This is a genomic window from Nitratireductor sp. OM-1 (assembly GCF_003296175.1).
Taxonomy (GTDB): Bacteria; Pseudomonadota; Alphaproteobacteria; order Rhizobiales; family Rhizobiaceae; genus Nitratireductor; species Nitratireductor aquimarinus.
This window is the reverse complement of sequence record NZ_CP029208.1, coordinates 615099-630449: the sequence shown is the minus strand read 5'-3', so window position 1 is coordinate 630449 and position 15351 is coordinate 615099. Positions and strand designations below refer to the sequence as shown.

Here is a 15351-nt window from a genome sequence, read left to right as displayed (position 1 = left end):
CCGCAGATGCAGGCGTCGATTGTTTGAAGGAGGGGACACGAAGCCGGGCGGCTTCGCAAGCCGTGTCGTCAGCGCTCGGTGAGCTTCAGCTCGATGCGGCGATTGCGGGCACGCGCTTCCCGCGTGTCTTCCGTGTCGAGCGGCTGATACTCGCCGAAACCGGCTGCAACGAGCCGGTTGGCGGGGACGCCGTTCTCGATCAGAAACTTGACGACCGCCGTGGCGCGGGCCGTGGAAAGCTCCCAGTTGTCGCGGAAGCGACCGGTGCCCGAAAGCGGCACGTCATCCGTATGGCCATCGACGCGCAGAACCCAGTTGATCTCCGGCGGGATCTCTTTTTGCAGCTCGAGAATGGCGTCGGCCAGCTTGCGCATCTCGTCCTGCCCGTTCGGATTGATCTCCGTCGCACCCGACGGGAACAGAACCTCGGACTGGAAGACGAAACGGTCGCCGACAATGCGGATGTTTTCGCGGTCGGAGAGGATTTCGCGCAACCGGCCGAAGAAATCCGAGCGATAGCGGTTCAGTTCCTGCACGCGCTGCGCCAGCGCCACGTTCAGGCGGCGGCCAAGATCGGCGATCTTGGTGCGGGACTCCCGGTCGCGCGCTTCGGAAACCTCAAGCGCGGCTTCCAGCGCGCCGATCTGCTTGCGCAGCGCCGAAATCTGCTGGTTGAGCAGCTCCACCTGCGAAAGCGCCCGCTGGCTGACCAGACGCTCCTCGTCGAGCGCGCCCGAAAGCTCGCCAATGCGGGCTTCCGCCTGCTCGCTCTGGCCGCTGCCACTGGCCAGCAGCGTTTCCAGCCGGGAACGGTCGGCGCGTATGTCTTCCAGCGAGGCGCGCAGGCTGGCGATGGTGTCCTCGGCGTCCTGGCTGTTGGCCTGTTCGAGCGCCAGAAGCTGCGTCAGCTCGTTGATCTGCGCATTGAGCCGGTCGAGCACGGCGTCCTTGCCGGTGATCTCCTGGCTCAGAAAATACTGCGCCAGCACGAAAACCGAGAGCAGGAACATGATGGCGAGCAGAAGCGTCGCCATGGCGTCCACGAAACCCGGCCAGTAGTCGACGTGGCGGTCGTTGCGGCGTCCACGGGCAAGCGCCATGTCAGCTGTCCCGCTTCTTCAGCGTCGTCGCCAGCTTTTCAAGTGTGGCGCGCATGGCGCGCTGCTCTTCCGCCTGGGATTCCACCCAGTCGCGCATCATCTGCTGTTCGCTGCGCATGTTCTTCACGAGACCGGAAATGCCCTCGGCCAGATTGGCCATGGAGGCCGCAAGGCGTGGATTGGAGGTTCCATCCTCCTGAACCGCGCGCAGCTTGTCGGCCAGCTGCTGCATTTCGCTGGACGCGCCGCTGCGGCTGTCTGCGATGTCGGAGCCAAGGTCGGTGACGGACGAAAGCCAGTTTTCCAGCTCGGTATAGAAACGGTTCTGCGCGCGGCCCGCCTGAAGGTCGAGGAAGCCCAGGATCAGCGACCCTGAAAGACCGAACAGCGAGGAGGAGAACGCCGTGCCCATGCCTTCCAGCGGGGCTGACAGGCCGGATTTCAACGCGTCGAGAATGTCGTTGGCGTTGCCCGATGCGGGGTCGAGCGACTGGATGGTGTCACCGATGGACCCGATGGTCTGCAACAGGCCCCAGAACGTGCCGAGCAGGCCGAGAAAGACCAGAAGGCCGATCAGGTAGCGCGAAATGTCGCGGCTCTCGTCGAGGCGGGTGGCGATGGAATCGAGGATCGAGCGCATGGAGCTGGTCGACAGCGCCATCGAAGAGGCTCGGCTCAAAAGCGCCTTCATCGGTGCGAGAAGGACCGGATCGGCTGCATCCGTGCCGGCGCGGAAGGAATTGACCCACCGAACCTCTCGGAACAGACGGATGACCTGCATGAAAGCGAGCAGGATGCCGATCAGCAGAACGCCGAGAATAAGCCCGTTCAGCCCCGGATTGGTCTGAAAGGCGGAGGCGATCTGCCGGTAAAGGATTGCCGCAACGAAGCCGGCAATCGCCAGAAACACCAGCATGGAAAAGAGGAAGACTTGGGGGCTCGACAAGGTATGCGGGTCGTATTCGAGCCCGTAGGATGGTTCGTCGTCCCCACGCGATTTCAGCAAGGCCATCTGCTCCTCGTGTCCACTGCGCCGCAGAACCAGTATTGATTCCTGTATGGCGCAGGATTCTAATCGTAAATATGACGAAATTGAAAGCCGCAGACAGTATCCGGTTATGAGCGCATCAGCTTTTTGATGTCGCAACGACAAAGCCCGGGACCTTTCGATCCCGGGCTTTGCTGGTTCTGAAACACCGTGCGGGACGGGGTTGAATCAGGCTTTTTTTGCGGCTGGCTTGCCGAGTGTCTTGACCAGTGCGCGGTGAATGGCTTCGTTGCCGGCGACGATCTGGCCGGTGTCGAACATCTTGTCGCGGCCCGTCTTGTCGCTGACGAAGCCACCGGCTTCGCGCACGAGGATGATGCCGGCGGCGATGTCCCAGGGCGAAAGCGAATCTTCCCAGAAACCGTCCATCCGGCCCGCTGCAACATAGGCGAGGTCGAGCGCCGCAGAGCCAAGCCGGCGGATGCCCGCCGTCTCGCCCATGACATTGCGCAGGTCGAGCAGGGCCGTGCCGTGGTGGCCGCGACCCAGATGCGGAATGCCGGTGCCGACAACGGCGTCGGACAGCTTGGTGCGCGCCGCGACACGCAGACGACGGTCGTTGAGGAACGCGCCGCCACCGCGCTCGGCGGTGTAGAGCTCGTCCATGGCCGGGTTGTAGATGACGCCGGCGACGATCTGGCCCTGACGTTCCAGGGCAATCGAGATCGAGAAGATCGGAATGCCGTGCAGGAAGTTCGTGGTGCCGTCGAGCGGATCGACGATCCAGCGGTGCTGCGGGTCGTCACCCTCCACCGTGCCGCTCTCTTCCATCAGGAAGGAGTAGCCCGGACGGGCGCGCGACAGCTCGGCGTGGATGATGTCTTCCGCCTTGCGGTCGGCCTGGCTCACATAGTCGCCAGGGCCCTTGAGCGAAACCTGCAGGTTCTGGACCTCGCCGAAATCGCGAGCGAGGGAGCGGCCTGCCTTCATGGCAGCCTGAACCATGACGTTGATAATCGCCGAACGGGCCATGGGATGTAAGCTTTCGTAAGTGTGTGTTTCGCGGAAGCGCCGGGTTTATTCGCCGCGGCGCAGATAGGTGAGTTCGTTGGTGTCGACGACGATCCGCTCGCCAGCCTCGATGAAGGGCGGCACCATCACGCGCACGCCGTTCTCCAGAACCGCCGGCTTGTAGGAAGAAGCAGCCGTCTGGCCCTTCACCACCGGGTCGGCCTCGGCAATCGTCAGCGTGACCTGATCCGGCAGGGAGATGCCGATCGGCTTTTCTTCGTAGAGCTCGACCGTGACGGTCATGCCGTCCTGAAGGAATGCGGCGCGGTCGCCGACGAAGTCCTTCTGCAGCTCGAGCTGCTCATAGGTCTCGGAGTCCATGAACACCAGAGCGTCTTCCTGCTCGTAGAGGAAGCTGAAGTCCTTCTGCTCGAGGCGAACGCGCTCGACGGTTTCGGCGGCGCGGAAGCGCTCGTTGAGCTTCGTGCCGTCGATCAGGTTCTTCAGTTCGACCTGGTTGTATGCGCCGCCCTTGCCGGGCTTCACAGCGTTGGTCTTCACCGCAACCCAGAGGCCGCCATTGTGTTCGATGACGTTGCCGGGGCGAATTTCATTGCCGTTGATTTTCATATGGATCGTCCTGCGGGTCTTGAGCGCGCCAGCGGTTCACGTCCTGCATTTGCATCCCGGCTGTATCGGCCGCGAGAGCAAAGGTTGGAAACAGCAAAACCGCCAGCAAGTTTATGTTTCCAGTGGAGTGAATTCGACATCCGATCTCAAGACCGCATTGCGGATTTCGAATGGCGAGTTCATTCCACTGGCGCGCAATTCGGCGCTTCCAAGACCATAAAAAGCGGTCCAAGGCAAGTCATGCGGCCTTTGGGGGCGTCCGAAAAATGCTAGCGGAGCCGATTTGCGCGCTGGATGGCTTCCTTCATTTCTTCCGGCGTGAGGCCGGCCAGAAAGTCTTCCATCTCCGGATCGATCAACCCGGCGCGGCGCGCGGAGATATACCATGCAGCGCCTTCAATCGTGTCCGGGTCGGTGCCGACGCCGGCGCGATAGAGCTTGGCGAGGCGGTTCTGCGCGGCGATGTTGCCGCCTTCGGCTGCGCGCTTGAGCCAGGCGAACCCGGTTTCCGCATTGCGCTCCCCGCCACGGCCTTCGACCATCCACGTGCCCAGATCGAGCTGTGCGGTGTCGTAATTCTGCCTGGCTGCACGCTCAAGCCATGAACGGGCGACCTTGTCATCGGCCTCGCGCCCGCCAAACCCGTTGGCATAGACCTGGGACATCGCATACTGCGCGTCGGCCAGCCCGGCATTGGCGGCCTTCTCGTAATAGGAGACAGCGCGTTCGCGACTTTCGAAGCTCGACTGCCGGTCGAGGATCATCTGCGCGAGGTTGAACTGGGCGAGCCGGTTGCCATTGTCGGCCGCCACCTGCATGAGTTCGAAGGCGCGGTCGGTGTTCTTCTCGACGAAGCCGCCATCAAGCAGCATCAGCGCATACTGGAACTGCGCCTCGGGCACGCCCTGCTGCGCGGCCTTTGAATACCATTCGGCGGCCTTCTTCGCGTCGCGCGCCATGCCAAGGCCACGGGCATAGATCTCTGCGATGAGGGTCTGCGCAGCCGGGTCGCCCGCCTCTGCGCGGGGCAGGGCCAGATTGTGCGCGGTCAGATAGTAGCCGCGCTGAAAGGCGCCATAGGCGGCGTCCGGCAGCTTGCCGAAGCGGTCCGGGTCCACCTGATCCACCGTGGGGGCGGAAAGCGGCCTGTCGCCGACCGGTTGCAGCCGGTCGGCCCGGGGCGCCTGCTTTTCAGTCCCGGTTGCGGCGGGTGTCGTTTCTGCGGCCTTTTCCGGGCCGGCGTCGCCGGCTGCCTGCGCTGTCGCGGCAAGCCCGCAGAACAGGGCGGCAAGCAATGCTACCGGCTGGAGGCGCGCGCGCATGGTCAGGCTCCTTGAGCGTTCTGGAAGGTCTTCTCGAGAATGACGTTGGCTTCCTTCACGGCGGCGACGGCGTCGATCTCGTCAGAGAAGACGGCTGCACCGAGCGCAATGAAGTCGCAGCCGCTCTGCGCCACGGGTTCTGCCGAGGCGACCACGTTGCCGCCCATCACGATGCAGGGGATCTGGACCATTTCCGACCACCATCCGCCCAGCGTGAGGTTGCGCGGGTGCGGTTCCGGCTTGTTGTCGTATCCGAAACGGCCGAAGAACAGATAATCGGGCTGCATTTCGCCGCGCTGAAGCGCGTCGTCGCGGGTTTTCACGCCGCCTGCGCCGATCATCATGCGGTCCTGGTATTTCTCGATGATTTCGGCCAGCTCCTCGAGCGGGCCGTCGAAATGGATGCCGTCTGCCTTCACCCGCGCGGCGATGCGCGGCGCGCCGGCGATCATCACGGCGACGCCGTGCGCCTGCGCGATGGGGGTGAGGCGCTCGGCACGGGCCTGGAAGCTGACCTCGTCCTGCCCGTAATCGGGAATGATGAGGGAAGCGACATCGCCGGCGGCGAGGGCTGCTTCCAGATGTGCTTCGTCATTGGCAGCCAGTTCCGGCGGCGGTGCAATCAATACGAGGCGGCAGCGATTGGTCATGTAGGAACTCCTGGCGTCTCGACGGAACCGACCCGGTTCGTTTCTGACCCGTCATTTTGGTTTGAATGGGGCATAGACGAAGCACGGGGGGATGGACAAGGAAAATTGGTCCTTCCTGCCGGACGCTCGCCAAGTGCGCTCATAAGGATTATGACTGGCGACGCCCGGCCGTCGGGCGATCCAGACGAATTTCATGACACCTTTGCTTTCCGATCCAGCTTTTTATCTTGCAGCGATTCCGGCCGTTCTGCTGGTCGGCCTGTCGAAGGGTGGCTTCGGCGGCGCGATGGCGCTGCTCGGCGTGCCGATGCTTTCTCTGGTCGTGTCGCCGGTGCAGGCGGCGGCGATCCTGCTGCCGATCCTGATCGTCATGGACATCGTCTCGCTCTGGGCCTGGCGTGGTTACATGGACCGCAGGACGCTTTCCATCATGCTGCCCGGCGCGCTTGTGGGCATCGCCATCGGCTGGGCGACCGCCGCCATCGTGACGGAAGGGCATGTGCGCCTGATCGTCGGTCTGGTGACGCTGGCCTTCTTCCTGCGCTGGACGTTCGAGAAGATCGCAGGGAATGTGCGGATCGCCAGCCAAAGCCGCCCGCGCGGCACTTTCTGGGGCGCGGTTGCGGGCTTCACGAGCTTTGTCGCGCATGCGGGCGGGCCGCCCTATCAGGTCTATGCGCTGCCGCTTGGGCAGGATCCGCGCCTTTACACGGGAACGAGCGTGGTCTTTTTCGCCATCGTCAACGCGGTGAAGCTCGTACCCTATTTCGCGCTCGGGCAGTTCGACCGTTCCAACCTGACGGCGTCGCTGATCCTGATACCGCTTGCGCCGCTCGCCACGCTGGCCGGCGTTTGGGTGATCAAGCGCATGAAGCCGACGGTCTTTTATCCGTTCATGTATTTCATGGTCCTGATCGTTTCACTCAAGCTCATCCATGACGGGGTCTTTGACCTTATGGGGTGGTGACGGGTTCGGGAGCCTGTGCTTAAAAGATGAAAACAGCGGGAGGATGTTTGTGACCGGCAATGCTTTCGAACGGGATCTGGACAAGAACCCCGCCAACCACCAGCCGCTGACGCCGCTTGTGCTTCTGGAGCGCGCGGCGAAGGTGTTTCCCGATGAAGTCGCGATCATCCATGGCAGCCAGCGCATTACCTATGCGACCTTCTGGGAGCGCTCGCTGAAACTCGCATCGGCGCTTGCCGGCCACGGGATCGGCAAGGGCGATACGGTGACGGTGATGCTGTCCAACACGCCGCCCATGCTGGAGGCGCACCACGCCGTGCCGATGACGAAGGCGGTGCTGCATTCGCTCAACACCCGCCTCGATGCCGCGATCATCGCCTTCCAGCTCGACCATGCGGAGAGCCGGGTGGTCATCGTCGACCGGGAGTTCTCCGGCGTGATGAAGGAGGCGCTGGCGCTGGCGAGCGTCAAGCCGCTGGTCATCGATTATGACGATCCCGACTATGCGGACGATGCGCCCTATCCGAAGGGCGAGCGCATCGGCAGCGCCGATTACGAGGAATTTCTGGCTTCGGGCGATGCCGGGTTTGCCTGGTCCATGCCCGACGACGAATGGGACGCCATCGCGCTGAACTACACGTCCGGCACCACGGGCAATCCCAAGGGCGTGGTCTATCATCATCGCGGTGCGGCGCTGATGACCTATGCCAACACGGTGCATGCGGGGCTGACGCGCGGATCGGTCTATCTGTGGACGCTGCCGATGTTCCACTGCAATGGCTGGTGCTTTCCGTGGACGCTGGCGCTGACGGCGGGAACGCATGTCTGCCTGCGCTGGGTGCGCGCAAAGCCCATGTATGACGCGATTGCCGATCACGGGGTGACGCATCTGTGCGGCGCGCCGATCGTGATGTCGGCGCTGCTCAATGCGCCGGATGAGGAAAAACGCGACTTCTCGCACACGGTGACGTTCAACACGGCAGCGGCTCCGCCGCCCGAAACCGTGCTTTCCGCCATGGCCGAGGCAGGTTTTGCGGTGACCCATCTCTATGGCCTGACGGAAACCTACGGACCGGCCGTGGTCAATGAATGGAAGGGCGAGTGGGACGCGCTCGACGGCGCCGGGCAGGCCGCGCGCAAGGCGCGTCAGGGCGTGCGCTATGCGGCGCTCGAGGGGCTGACCGTGATGGACCCGGAGACGATGGAGGAAACCCCGCGCGACGGCGAGACCATTGGCGAGGTCATGTTCCGTGGCAACATCGTCATGAAGGGCTATCTGAAGAACAGGGCGGCGACGGAAGAGGCTTTCGCCGGCGGCTGGTTCCATTCGGGCGATCTGGGGGTGATGCACCCCGACGGCTACATCCAGCTGAAGGACCGTTCCAAGGACATCATCATTTCAGGCGGCGAGAACATCTCCTCCATCGAGGTGGAGGATGCGCTCTACAAACACCCCGCCATTGCGGCCTGCGGCGTGGTCGCGAAGGCGGATGCGAAGTGGGGCGAGACGCCGGTGGCCTTCGTCGAACTGAAGCCGGGCAGAAGTGCGGAAGCCGAAGAGATCATCGCGCACTGCCGCTCTCTGCTCGCGCATTTCAAGTGCCCGAGAACCATCATTTTCTCTGAAATACCAAAGACTTCGACAGGGAAGATTCAAAAGTTCCGGCTGCGGGATCAGGCCCGGGCGCTGTAGGGAAAAGAGAGCGAACGCTGGCATTCGATGCAATTATCGGTGGCGGCGTTAACCAAGCATTAAGCTTTACATGCGTTTACTGTGTACATCCAGTGATCTGGATTCTTACCGAGTGGCTGGAGCCATTCTGTTTGACGCCTCCCTGTTTAAACTCCTGAGAGCCGCGTTTGCGGCTCTTTTTTTCGACAAAATGAGCATTAACCTTTCATTAAGTAAGAACTTGCCAACAGCTGTGCACAGGCTCATCCTTGCATTGAGTTCTTGGCATTGAGAGTCAGGCTCACTTGTGATTGAACGCATCAGCCGGCGGTGGCCGCAGTTTCGTATAATGGTGGGGCGTAAGCACAATGATTGAAGGCGGGAACGGTCGCGCGACTACGATCAAGCTGGCCGAGCATCGCGTGTTCTCGGATTCTTTCAAGCCTCTCTACAATCAGGGCATGAGCCTGGTTGAAGAGGCCGCGGAGTATCTGGATGGCGAAGGACGCATCGAGGCCAAGGGCCTGACGCGGGCCGGCGCTGCGCTTTATGCGGCCGAATCCATGCGGCTGACCACACGTCTGATGCAGCTTGCCTCGTGGCTTCTTCTGCAGCGTGCCGCCAATTCCGGCGAGATGACGCGCGAGCAGGTGGCTGCCGAGAAGTCCAAAGTGCGTCTCGACACGCATTCGCCGCAGGAGCAGGCCGACGGCTGGTCCGATCTGCCGGAGAATTTCCAGGATCTGGTCATGCGCTCGGTGCGCCTGCAGGACATCGTGCGGCGTATGGACGAAGAGATCTATGGCGGTGCGCCGGCTGCAGCGAATGATGCCGATCTCTACAGCCACAACCCGGTTTTCGAGCAGATCACCCTGCTGAAAACAGCGTTCGGGCACCGCTGATTCCCCACTGAAACAGCGTCTGCGTGAGTGGCAGCGCGATCAGCGCAGACGCGATGATGAGCGTGAAGGCGAGCCGCCGATAGGTCGTGTCGCTGGCGATCCCGTACAGCTTTCCGCCGATGAGCAGGCTCACCACATAGGGCGGGACCATAATCAGGCCGAGCATCACGCGGGGCTCATCGAACAGGCCGGCCGCCCACAGATTGCCGGCGGAAAAGATTTCCGAAATCAGAAACAGCGTCATGAGATTGGCGCGCACCACGGAGACCGGCAGCGCCGACGCCATCCAGTAGATGATGACCGGCGGGCCGGGAATGGCGGCGATGCCCGACAGCGTGCCTGAAATGCCGCCAATGCCGAAGGATACGGGAAAGCCGCGCGGCCCGTGGTAGCGCCAGCCGCTGCGCAGCACCAGCGCACAGCCCAGAATGACGGTGCAGATGATCCAGCGCAGCGCGGTTTCATCGCCATTCTTGAGAATGTAGACGCCAAGCGGCACGAAAAGCGCCAGCCCGGCGAGAACCGGCAGCACCTCGCGCCAGCGGGCGAGCTTCACCACCGGCAGGGCGACCGGAAGCGTGGGCAGCGAATCGATGATGACCAGCAGAACCACCGCAGTCACGGGATCGTAGAGCGCGCCGGCAATCGGCGCGACGATGAGCCCCGTGCCGAACCCGGACAGGCCGCGCACCACCCCCGCCACCAGAACGGTGAGGGTGAGAAGGGCAAGACTGAGATCGAGTTCGGGCAGGATTTCGCCTCGCAGGATTCCGCTTCCGGGCATCGGTACCCGGATATGAATGCGGCCGTATGCTAACGCGTGGCAATGGGCCTGCCCACCGCTATGGTAGAGCCATGAACACACCGATTCGCATTATGGGCATCGATCCGGGGCTTCGCCGCACCGGCTGGGCCGTCATCGAGACGCAGGGCAACTCCCTTCGCTTCGTTGATGCAGGCTCGGTCTCTTCCGATGCCAAGGCCGATCTCGCCTCGCGCCTGTGCCAGTTGCATGAGGGGCTGGAGGCGGTTTTGCACCAGCACCGGCCGGAGGAGGCCGCCGTGGAGGCCACTTTCGTCAACAAGGACGCATCGGCCACGCTGAAGCTGGGTCAGGCGCGTGGCATCGCCATGCTGGTGCCGGCAAGGGCCGGCCTGCGCGTTGCCGAATACGCGCCCAATGCGGTCAAGAAGGCCGTGATCGGCGTCGGTCACGGCGACAAGAAGCAGATTCATCTGATGGTGAAGGTGCTGATGCCGAAGGCGCATTTCGACACGCATGATGCGGCGGATGCGATTGCCATCGCCATCTGCCACGCGCATCACCGGCAGTCCGTTACCTCCCGACTGGCAATGGAAGCACTGAAATGATTGGCAAACTGAAGGGCATCATCGACGAGATCGCCGAAGATCACTGCATCGTCGATGTGGGCGGGGTTGGCTATGTGGCCTACTGCCCGGCGCGTACGCTGGCCGCGCTTGAGGGCGAGGGGACGGCGGTGACGCTGTTCATCGAGACTTATGTGCGTGAGGACATGATCCGTCTCTACGGCTTCCGCTCCGCGCTGGAGCGCGAGTGGTTCCGCCTTTTGCAGAACAATGTGCAGGGCGTGGGCGCAAAGGTGGCGCTTTCGGTGCTTTCCACGCTTTCGGCTTCGGAACTCGCCAACGCCATTGCGCTGAAGGATGCCGCCACGGTGGCGCGCGCGCCGGGCGTGGGCAAAAAGGTGGCCGAGCGCATTGTCTCGGAACTCAAGAGCAAGGCCCCCGCCTATGCCGGCGAGGCCAGCGACACGATCGGTCTCAAGCAGGAACTGGGCGAGGGCGCAGCGCCATCGGCGGTGGCCGATGCGGTTTCCGCGCTTGCCAATCTCGGTTATTCGCGCGATGTCGCAGCCAATGCGGTTGCGGCGGCGCTGAAGGAAGCCGGCGAGAGCGCCGAGGCCGGAACGCTGATCAGGCTTGGCCTGAAGGAACTGGCGCGCTAGGCAACAGGCATGCGCGCCAAGCTGTGTAGTGAAGTGGATTTCTGCGGATGACGGATGCCGAACGGCTCATTTCGGCCGACAAGCGCGGTGAGGATCTGGACGCGACCATGCGGCCGCAATCGCTGGACGATTTCGTCGGCCAGAAGGCGGCGCGCGCCAATCTGAAGGTCTTCATCGAGGCGGCGCGCGGACGCGGCGAGGCGCTGGATCACGTGCTGTTCGTTGGCCCGCCCGGCCTCGGCAAGACCACGCTGGCGCAGATCATGGCGCGGGAGCTGGGCGTGAATTTCCGCTCCACCTCCGGTCCGGTGATCGCCAAGGCCGGCGATCTGGCGGCCCTTCTCACCAATCTTGAAGAGCGCGACGTGCTTTTCATCGACGAAATTCACCGGCTGAGCCCGGCGGTGGAGGAAATCCTCTATCCGGCGATGGAAGATTTTCAGCTCGACCTGATCATCGGCGAGGGGCCGGCGGCGCGTTCGGTGAAGATCGATCTGGCGAAGTTCACGCTGGTGGCCGCGACGACGCGGCTTGGCCTTCTGACCACGCCGCTGCGCGACCGTTTCGGTATTCCGGTGCGGCTCGATTTCTATACGACCGAAGAACTGCAATCCATCGTCACGCGCGGCTCGCGCATTCTGGGCATGCCGCTGGCCACCGATGGCGCTGAGGAAATCGCCCGTCGCGCGCGCGGCACGCCGCGTATTGCCGGACGCCTGCTGCGCCGGGTGCGCGATTTCGCCACCGTGGCGGGTGCGAGCGAGGTGACGCGCAAGGTTGCCGACGAGGCGCTGTCGCGGCTTGAAGTGGATGCGCTTGGCCTCGACCTGCTCGACCGGCGTTACCTCAGCATGATCGTGGAAAATTTCGGCGGCGGCCCGGTGGGCATCGAGACCATTGCGGCGGCGCTCTCGGAGCCGCGCGACGCGATTGAAGACATTATCGAGCCCTATCTGATCCAGCAGGGCTTCATCCAGCGTACGCCGCGCGGGCGCGTTCTGGCCGCGAAGGCATGGCGTCACATGGGGCTCCAGCCGCCCAAGGCGCTGGCCGAGGCGCAGATCAGCCTGTTCCAGCAGGGAGACAAGGAATGAGCGGCGGCGGCGCGGGCGAAAACCTGACGGTCGGGCTTTCGGGCGAACTGACCGAATTCGGTCACCGTCTCGTGGCGCGGGTCTATTTTGCCGATACCGATTTTACCGGTGTGGTCTATCACGCCCGCTATCTGGAGTTTCTGGAGCGCGGCCGGTCGGATTTCCTGCGTCTTGCGGGTGTCCACCATACCGAGCTTGCCGACGGCAAGCATGGCGAGGTGCTGGCCTGGGTCGTGCGGCGCATGGAAATCGACTTTCGCCAGCCGGCCCGCGTGGACGACATCGTGACGGTGGAAACGCGCACCGAGGCGATTTCGGGCGCGCGCATCTATATGGCGCAGCGTCTCCTGCGCGGTGACGATGTGCTGGTGGAGGCGAAGGTGGAGGCGGCGATCATCGGCGCATCCGGCAAGCCGCGCCGGTTCCCGAAAGAATGGATCGAGGCCTTCAAGCCGAAAGGCGGCTAATTCGCGGGTTTCGCTGCGATGAGGGGCATGCCGAAGGCGCATTGTCTTGCCCTGTAAGCGATTCTCTTTGCCGCAGCCTGGTTGGCGCTCCGTTTCCTAACGCTTAATTAACCATAACGGTTCATGAAGAAAATCATGAAATCCGTAGCGAATCCGTGCGCCTTCCTTTCACCAAATTTTACCGGATAAAGGGGCCTTGAAGCATCTTGCGGGGACGCCTCGGATCGGACGAAGGCAACGGCACGCAAGCAGGGGCGAGACCGAAGCCGAGATGTACGCCGCCCTGATCTTAAGAGGATTTTGATCCATGGAAAGTGTTACGCTCGCCGCACCAGGTGGGGAGTTGTCGATCTGGGCTTTGTTCTGGCAGGCCGGTTGGGTCGTCAAGCTGGTCATGATCGGCCTTCTGGCGGCATCCGTGTGGACCTGGGCCATCATTATCGACAAATCGATTGCCTATGCCCGCATGCGCTCTGCTCTCAATCGTTTCGAGAAGACGTTCTGGTCCGGCCAGTCTCTTGAAGAACTTTACCGCGCGCTCTCGGAGCGCAAGACGACCGGTATGGGGTCGATCTTCGTGGCTGCGATGCGCGAGTGGAAGAAGAGCTTCGAGAAGGGCGCGCGTTCGCCGATCGGCCTTCAGAACCGCATCGACAAGGCCATGGATCTGGCGCTGACGCGCGAGATGGAGCGTCTGGAGAGCCGGCTGGGCTTCCTCGCCTCCATCGGTTCGGCTGCGCCGTTCATCGGCCTGTTTGGCACGGTGGTCGGCATCATGACCTCGTTCCAGGCCATTGCCGGTTCCAAGTCGACCAATCTGGCCGTTGTCGCGCCGGGCATCGCCGAGGCGCTTCTGGCCACGGCCATCGGCCTTCTGGCCGCCATTCCCGCTGTTATTGCCTACAACAAGCTGTCATCGGATGCGGGCAAGCTCGCCGGACGCATGGAAGGCTTCGCGGACGAGTTTTCGACCATCCTCTCGCGGCAGATCGACGAGAAGGTCGCCGCCAAGGCGGCTTAGGAGAACGCAATGGGTATGTCAGTCGGCTCGGCGGGCGGAAGAAACGGACGGCGGCGCGGTCGCCGGGGTTCGCGCTCGGGCCTGATCTCCGAAATCAACGTGACGCCCTTCGTGGACGTGATGCTGGTGCTGCTCATCATCTTCATGGTGGCCGCCCCGCTGCTGACCGTCGGTGTGCCCATCGACCTGCCGGAAACGCAGGCCAAGGCGCTCAACTCCGAAACGCAGCCGATCACGGTTTCCGTCAACAGCGATGGCCAGATCTATCTGCAGGAGACCGAAGTGCCCATCGAAGAGGTGGTCGCGAAGCTGCAGGCGATTGCGCGTTCGGGCTATGACGAACGTATTTATGTGCGCGGTGACCGCGCGGCTGATTACGGCACGGTGATGCGCGTGATGGCGCGTATCTCGGCTGCCGGCTATCGCAATCTGGGCCTGGTCACGCTGCAGGAAGAAGGCAACTGACCGAATGAAGGCGGGTATCGTCATATCGGCGGGCATGCACGCGGCGCTACTGGGCTTTGGCCTGGTTTCGCTGTCGGCGCCGCGCGCCTATGAGGTGGCGGATGTCGAATCCCTGCCCGTCGACATCATTCCCATCGAATCGATGACGCAGGTGCAGGAGGGCGACAAGAAAGCCGAGCTTTCCGAAAAGCCTGCGCCCACGCCAACCAAGCGTCCTGATCCGGTCGAGAACGCGCAGAACACGGGCGACAATGATGTCGACCTGAAAACGCCGCCGACGCCGGAGCCGAGCAAGCGCGAAGTGCAGAAGACGGCGGAGCCGCCGCCTGCGCCGAAGCCGACGCCCAAACCCGAACCGAAGCCGGAGCCCGAGCCCAAACAGGCCGAGGCGGAGCCGACCCCGGTGCCGGCGACGGAGGTGCGCCCCGAGCCGCAGCCCAAGCAGGATGTGCAGCCGGACCCCGCGCCTGAAGAGACGGTGGTGGCCGAAGCGCCCGAGGCAGAGAGCGTTTCCCTGCCCAACAGCGCGCCGGTGCCACAGTCGCGGCCTCAGCCGCCAAAGGCGAGCACGGCCAAGGCGCCCGACCGCAAGGATGCCGAAAAGCCGGCGCAGAAGACCGCGGCCAAGCAGAAGTCGGAGAAATCCGACGAGCTGTTCGACGAGGTGGCGGCGCTTCTGAACAAGGACAAGGCCTCTGGCGGCGGCGCGAAGCGCTCGCAGGAACAGGCGTCGCTTGGTGGCAGCCGCAACACGCCCGGCGAGAAGCTTTCGCAGAGCGAGATGGATGCGCTGCGCGGTCAGATCCAGCGGTGCTGGAACGTGCCGGCCGGCGCGCTCGAGGCCGACAATCTGAAGGTCTCCATCCAGATGAACCTGGATGCGAGCGGCAATATCGAGGGAAGTCCGCGCATCATTTCCGGCGGCAGCGGGTCCATGGTCGAGCGGGCAGCGGCAGAATCCGCACGCCGCGCCGTCCTCCAGTGCGCGCCCTACAATCTGCCGGCGGCGAAGTACGACACCTGGTCTGAAGTCATCGTCCACTTCGATCCAAGCGACATGTTTTAACCCGGGCA

General features: G+C 63.2%; 17 protein-coding genes. 10 read left to right on the top strand and 7 right to left on the bottom strand.

The features are described from left to right. Positions 1-68: 68 nt before the first annotated feature. The 6 genes from DEJ54_RS02915 to DEJ54_RS02890 form a co-directional block, all read right to left on the bottom strand. Positions 69-1100 (bottom strand): peptidoglycan -binding protein, encoded by a 1032-nt coding sequence (locus DEJ54_RS02915; RefSeq protein WP_113153246.1) that lies wholly within the window; start codon positions 1098-1100, stop codon positions 69-71. Position 1101: 1 nt separating this feature from the next. Next, a complete protein-coding gene (locus DEJ54_RS02910) occupies positions 1102-2112 on the bottom strand; it encodes a MotA/TolQ/ExbB proton channel family protein (protein WP_113153245.1) in 1011 nt (336 codons plus the stop codon). Positions 2113-2316: 204 nt separating this feature from the next. Beyond that, positions 2317-3120, bottom strand: coding sequence for an inositol monophosphatase family protein (locus tag DEJ54_RS02905; protein WP_113153244.1), 804 nt, complete (start codon positions 3118-3120; stop codon positions 2317-2319). Positions 3121-3165: 45 nt separating this feature from the next. Continuing rightward, complete coding sequence (efp, locus tag DEJ54_RS02900) at positions 3166-3729, bottom strand: elongation factor P (RefSeq protein WP_113153243.1); 564 nt, start codon at positions 3727-3729, stop codon at positions 3166-3168. 269 nt (positions 3730-3998) lie between these two features. After that, entirely contained in the window at positions 3999-5051 is a 1053-nt protein-coding gene (locus DEJ54_RS02895) for a tetratricopeptide repeat protein (RefSeq protein WP_204360849.1), read from the bottom strand. A 2-nt stretch (positions 5052-5053) separates the two neighbouring features. Continuing rightward, positions 5054-5701 carry a thiamine phosphate synthase gene (locus tag DEJ54_RS02890; RefSeq protein WP_113153242.1) on the bottom strand — a complete coding sequence of 216 codons (648 nt, stop codon included), beginning with the start codon at positions 5699-5701 and terminating at the stop codon, positions 5054-5056. A gap of 193 nt (positions 5702-5894) precedes the next feature. Between DEJ54_RS02890 and DEJ54_RS02885 the strand changes: the two genes are divergently transcribed. The 3 genes from DEJ54_RS02885 (at position 5895) to DEJ54_RS02875 (ending at position 9242) form a co-directional block, all read left to right on the top strand. Further along, complete coding sequence (locus DEJ54_RS02885) at positions 5895-6668, top strand: sulfite exporter TauE/SafE family protein (protein WP_113153241.1); 774 nt, start codon at positions 5895-5897, stop codon at positions 6666-6668. A 43-nt stretch (positions 6669-6711) separates the two neighbouring features. After that, positions 6712-8361, top strand: coding sequence for an acyl-CoA synthetase (locus DEJ54_RS02880; RefSeq protein ID WP_113153240.1), 1650 nt, complete (start codon positions 6712-6714; stop codon positions 8359-8361). Positions 8362-8708: 347 nt separating this feature from the next. Then, positions 8709-9242 carry a DUF1465 family protein gene (locus DEJ54_RS02875; protein WP_113153239.1) on the top strand — a complete coding sequence of 178 codons (534 nt, stop codon included), beginning with the start codon at positions 8709-8711 and terminating at the stop codon, positions 9240-9242. Here DEJ54_RS02875 and DEJ54_RS02870 read toward each other — a convergent pair. Beyond that, entirely contained in the window at positions 9208-10026 is an 819-nt protein-coding gene (locus DEJ54_RS02870) for a sulfite exporter TauE/SafE family protein (RefSeq protein WP_113153238.1), read from the bottom strand. The two genes, DEJ54_RS02875 and DEJ54_RS02870, sit on opposite strands and share 35 nt — an antisense overlap. 71 nt (positions 10027-10097) lie before the next feature. Here DEJ54_RS02870 and ruvC point away from each other — a divergent pair, with 71 nt between their 5' ends. From ruvC to DEJ54_RS02835, 7 genes are all read left to right on the top strand, one after another. Continuing rightward, a complete protein-coding gene (gene ruvC / locus DEJ54_RS02865) occupies positions 10098-10613 on the top strand; it encodes a crossover junction endodeoxyribonuclease RuvC (protein ID WP_113153237.1) in 516 nt (171 codons plus the stop codon). Then, a complete protein-coding gene (ruvA, locus tag DEJ54_RS02860; RefSeq protein WP_113153236.1) occupies positions 10610-11230 on the top strand; it encodes a Holliday junction branch migration protein RuvA in 621 nt (206 codons plus the stop codon). The genes ruvC and ruvA overlap by 4 nt, the downstream gene beginning before the upstream one ends. Positions 11231-11277: 47 nt before the next feature. Continuing rightward, positions 11278-12324: a Holliday junction branch migration DNA helicase RuvB gene (ruvB, locus tag DEJ54_RS02855; RefSeq protein WP_113153235.1), complete on the top strand. Its 1047-nt coding sequence runs from the start codon at positions 11278-11280 to the stop codon at positions 12322-12324. Continuing rightward, complete coding sequence (gene ybgC / locus DEJ54_RS02850; protein WP_113153234.1) at positions 12321-12791, top strand: tol-pal system-associated acyl-CoA thioesterase; 471 nt, start codon at positions 12321-12323, stop codon at positions 12789-12791. The genes ruvB and ybgC overlap by 4 nt, the downstream gene beginning before the upstream one ends. Positions 12792-13098: 307 nt before the next feature. Continuing rightward, positions 13099-13812, top strand: coding sequence for a protein TolQ (tolQ, locus tag DEJ54_RS02845; protein ID WP_113153233.1), 714 nt, complete (start codon positions 13099-13101; stop codon positions 13810-13812). A gap of 9 nt (positions 13813-13821) precedes the next feature. Beyond that, the gene (tolR, locus tag DEJ54_RS02840; RefSeq protein WP_113153232.1) at positions 13822-14277 is read left to right on the top strand and encodes a protein TolR; all 456 of its coding nucleotides are present in this window, start codon (positions 13822-13824) and stop codon (positions 14275-14277) included. Positions 14278-14281: 4 nt separating this feature from the next. Next, on the top strand, positions 14282-15343 hold the full coding sequence (locus DEJ54_RS02835; RefSeq protein WP_113153231.1) for a hypothetical protein: 1062 nt from the start codon (positions 14282-14284) through the stop codon (positions 15341-15343). The last annotated feature ends 8 nt before the right edge of the window (positions 15344-15351 follow it).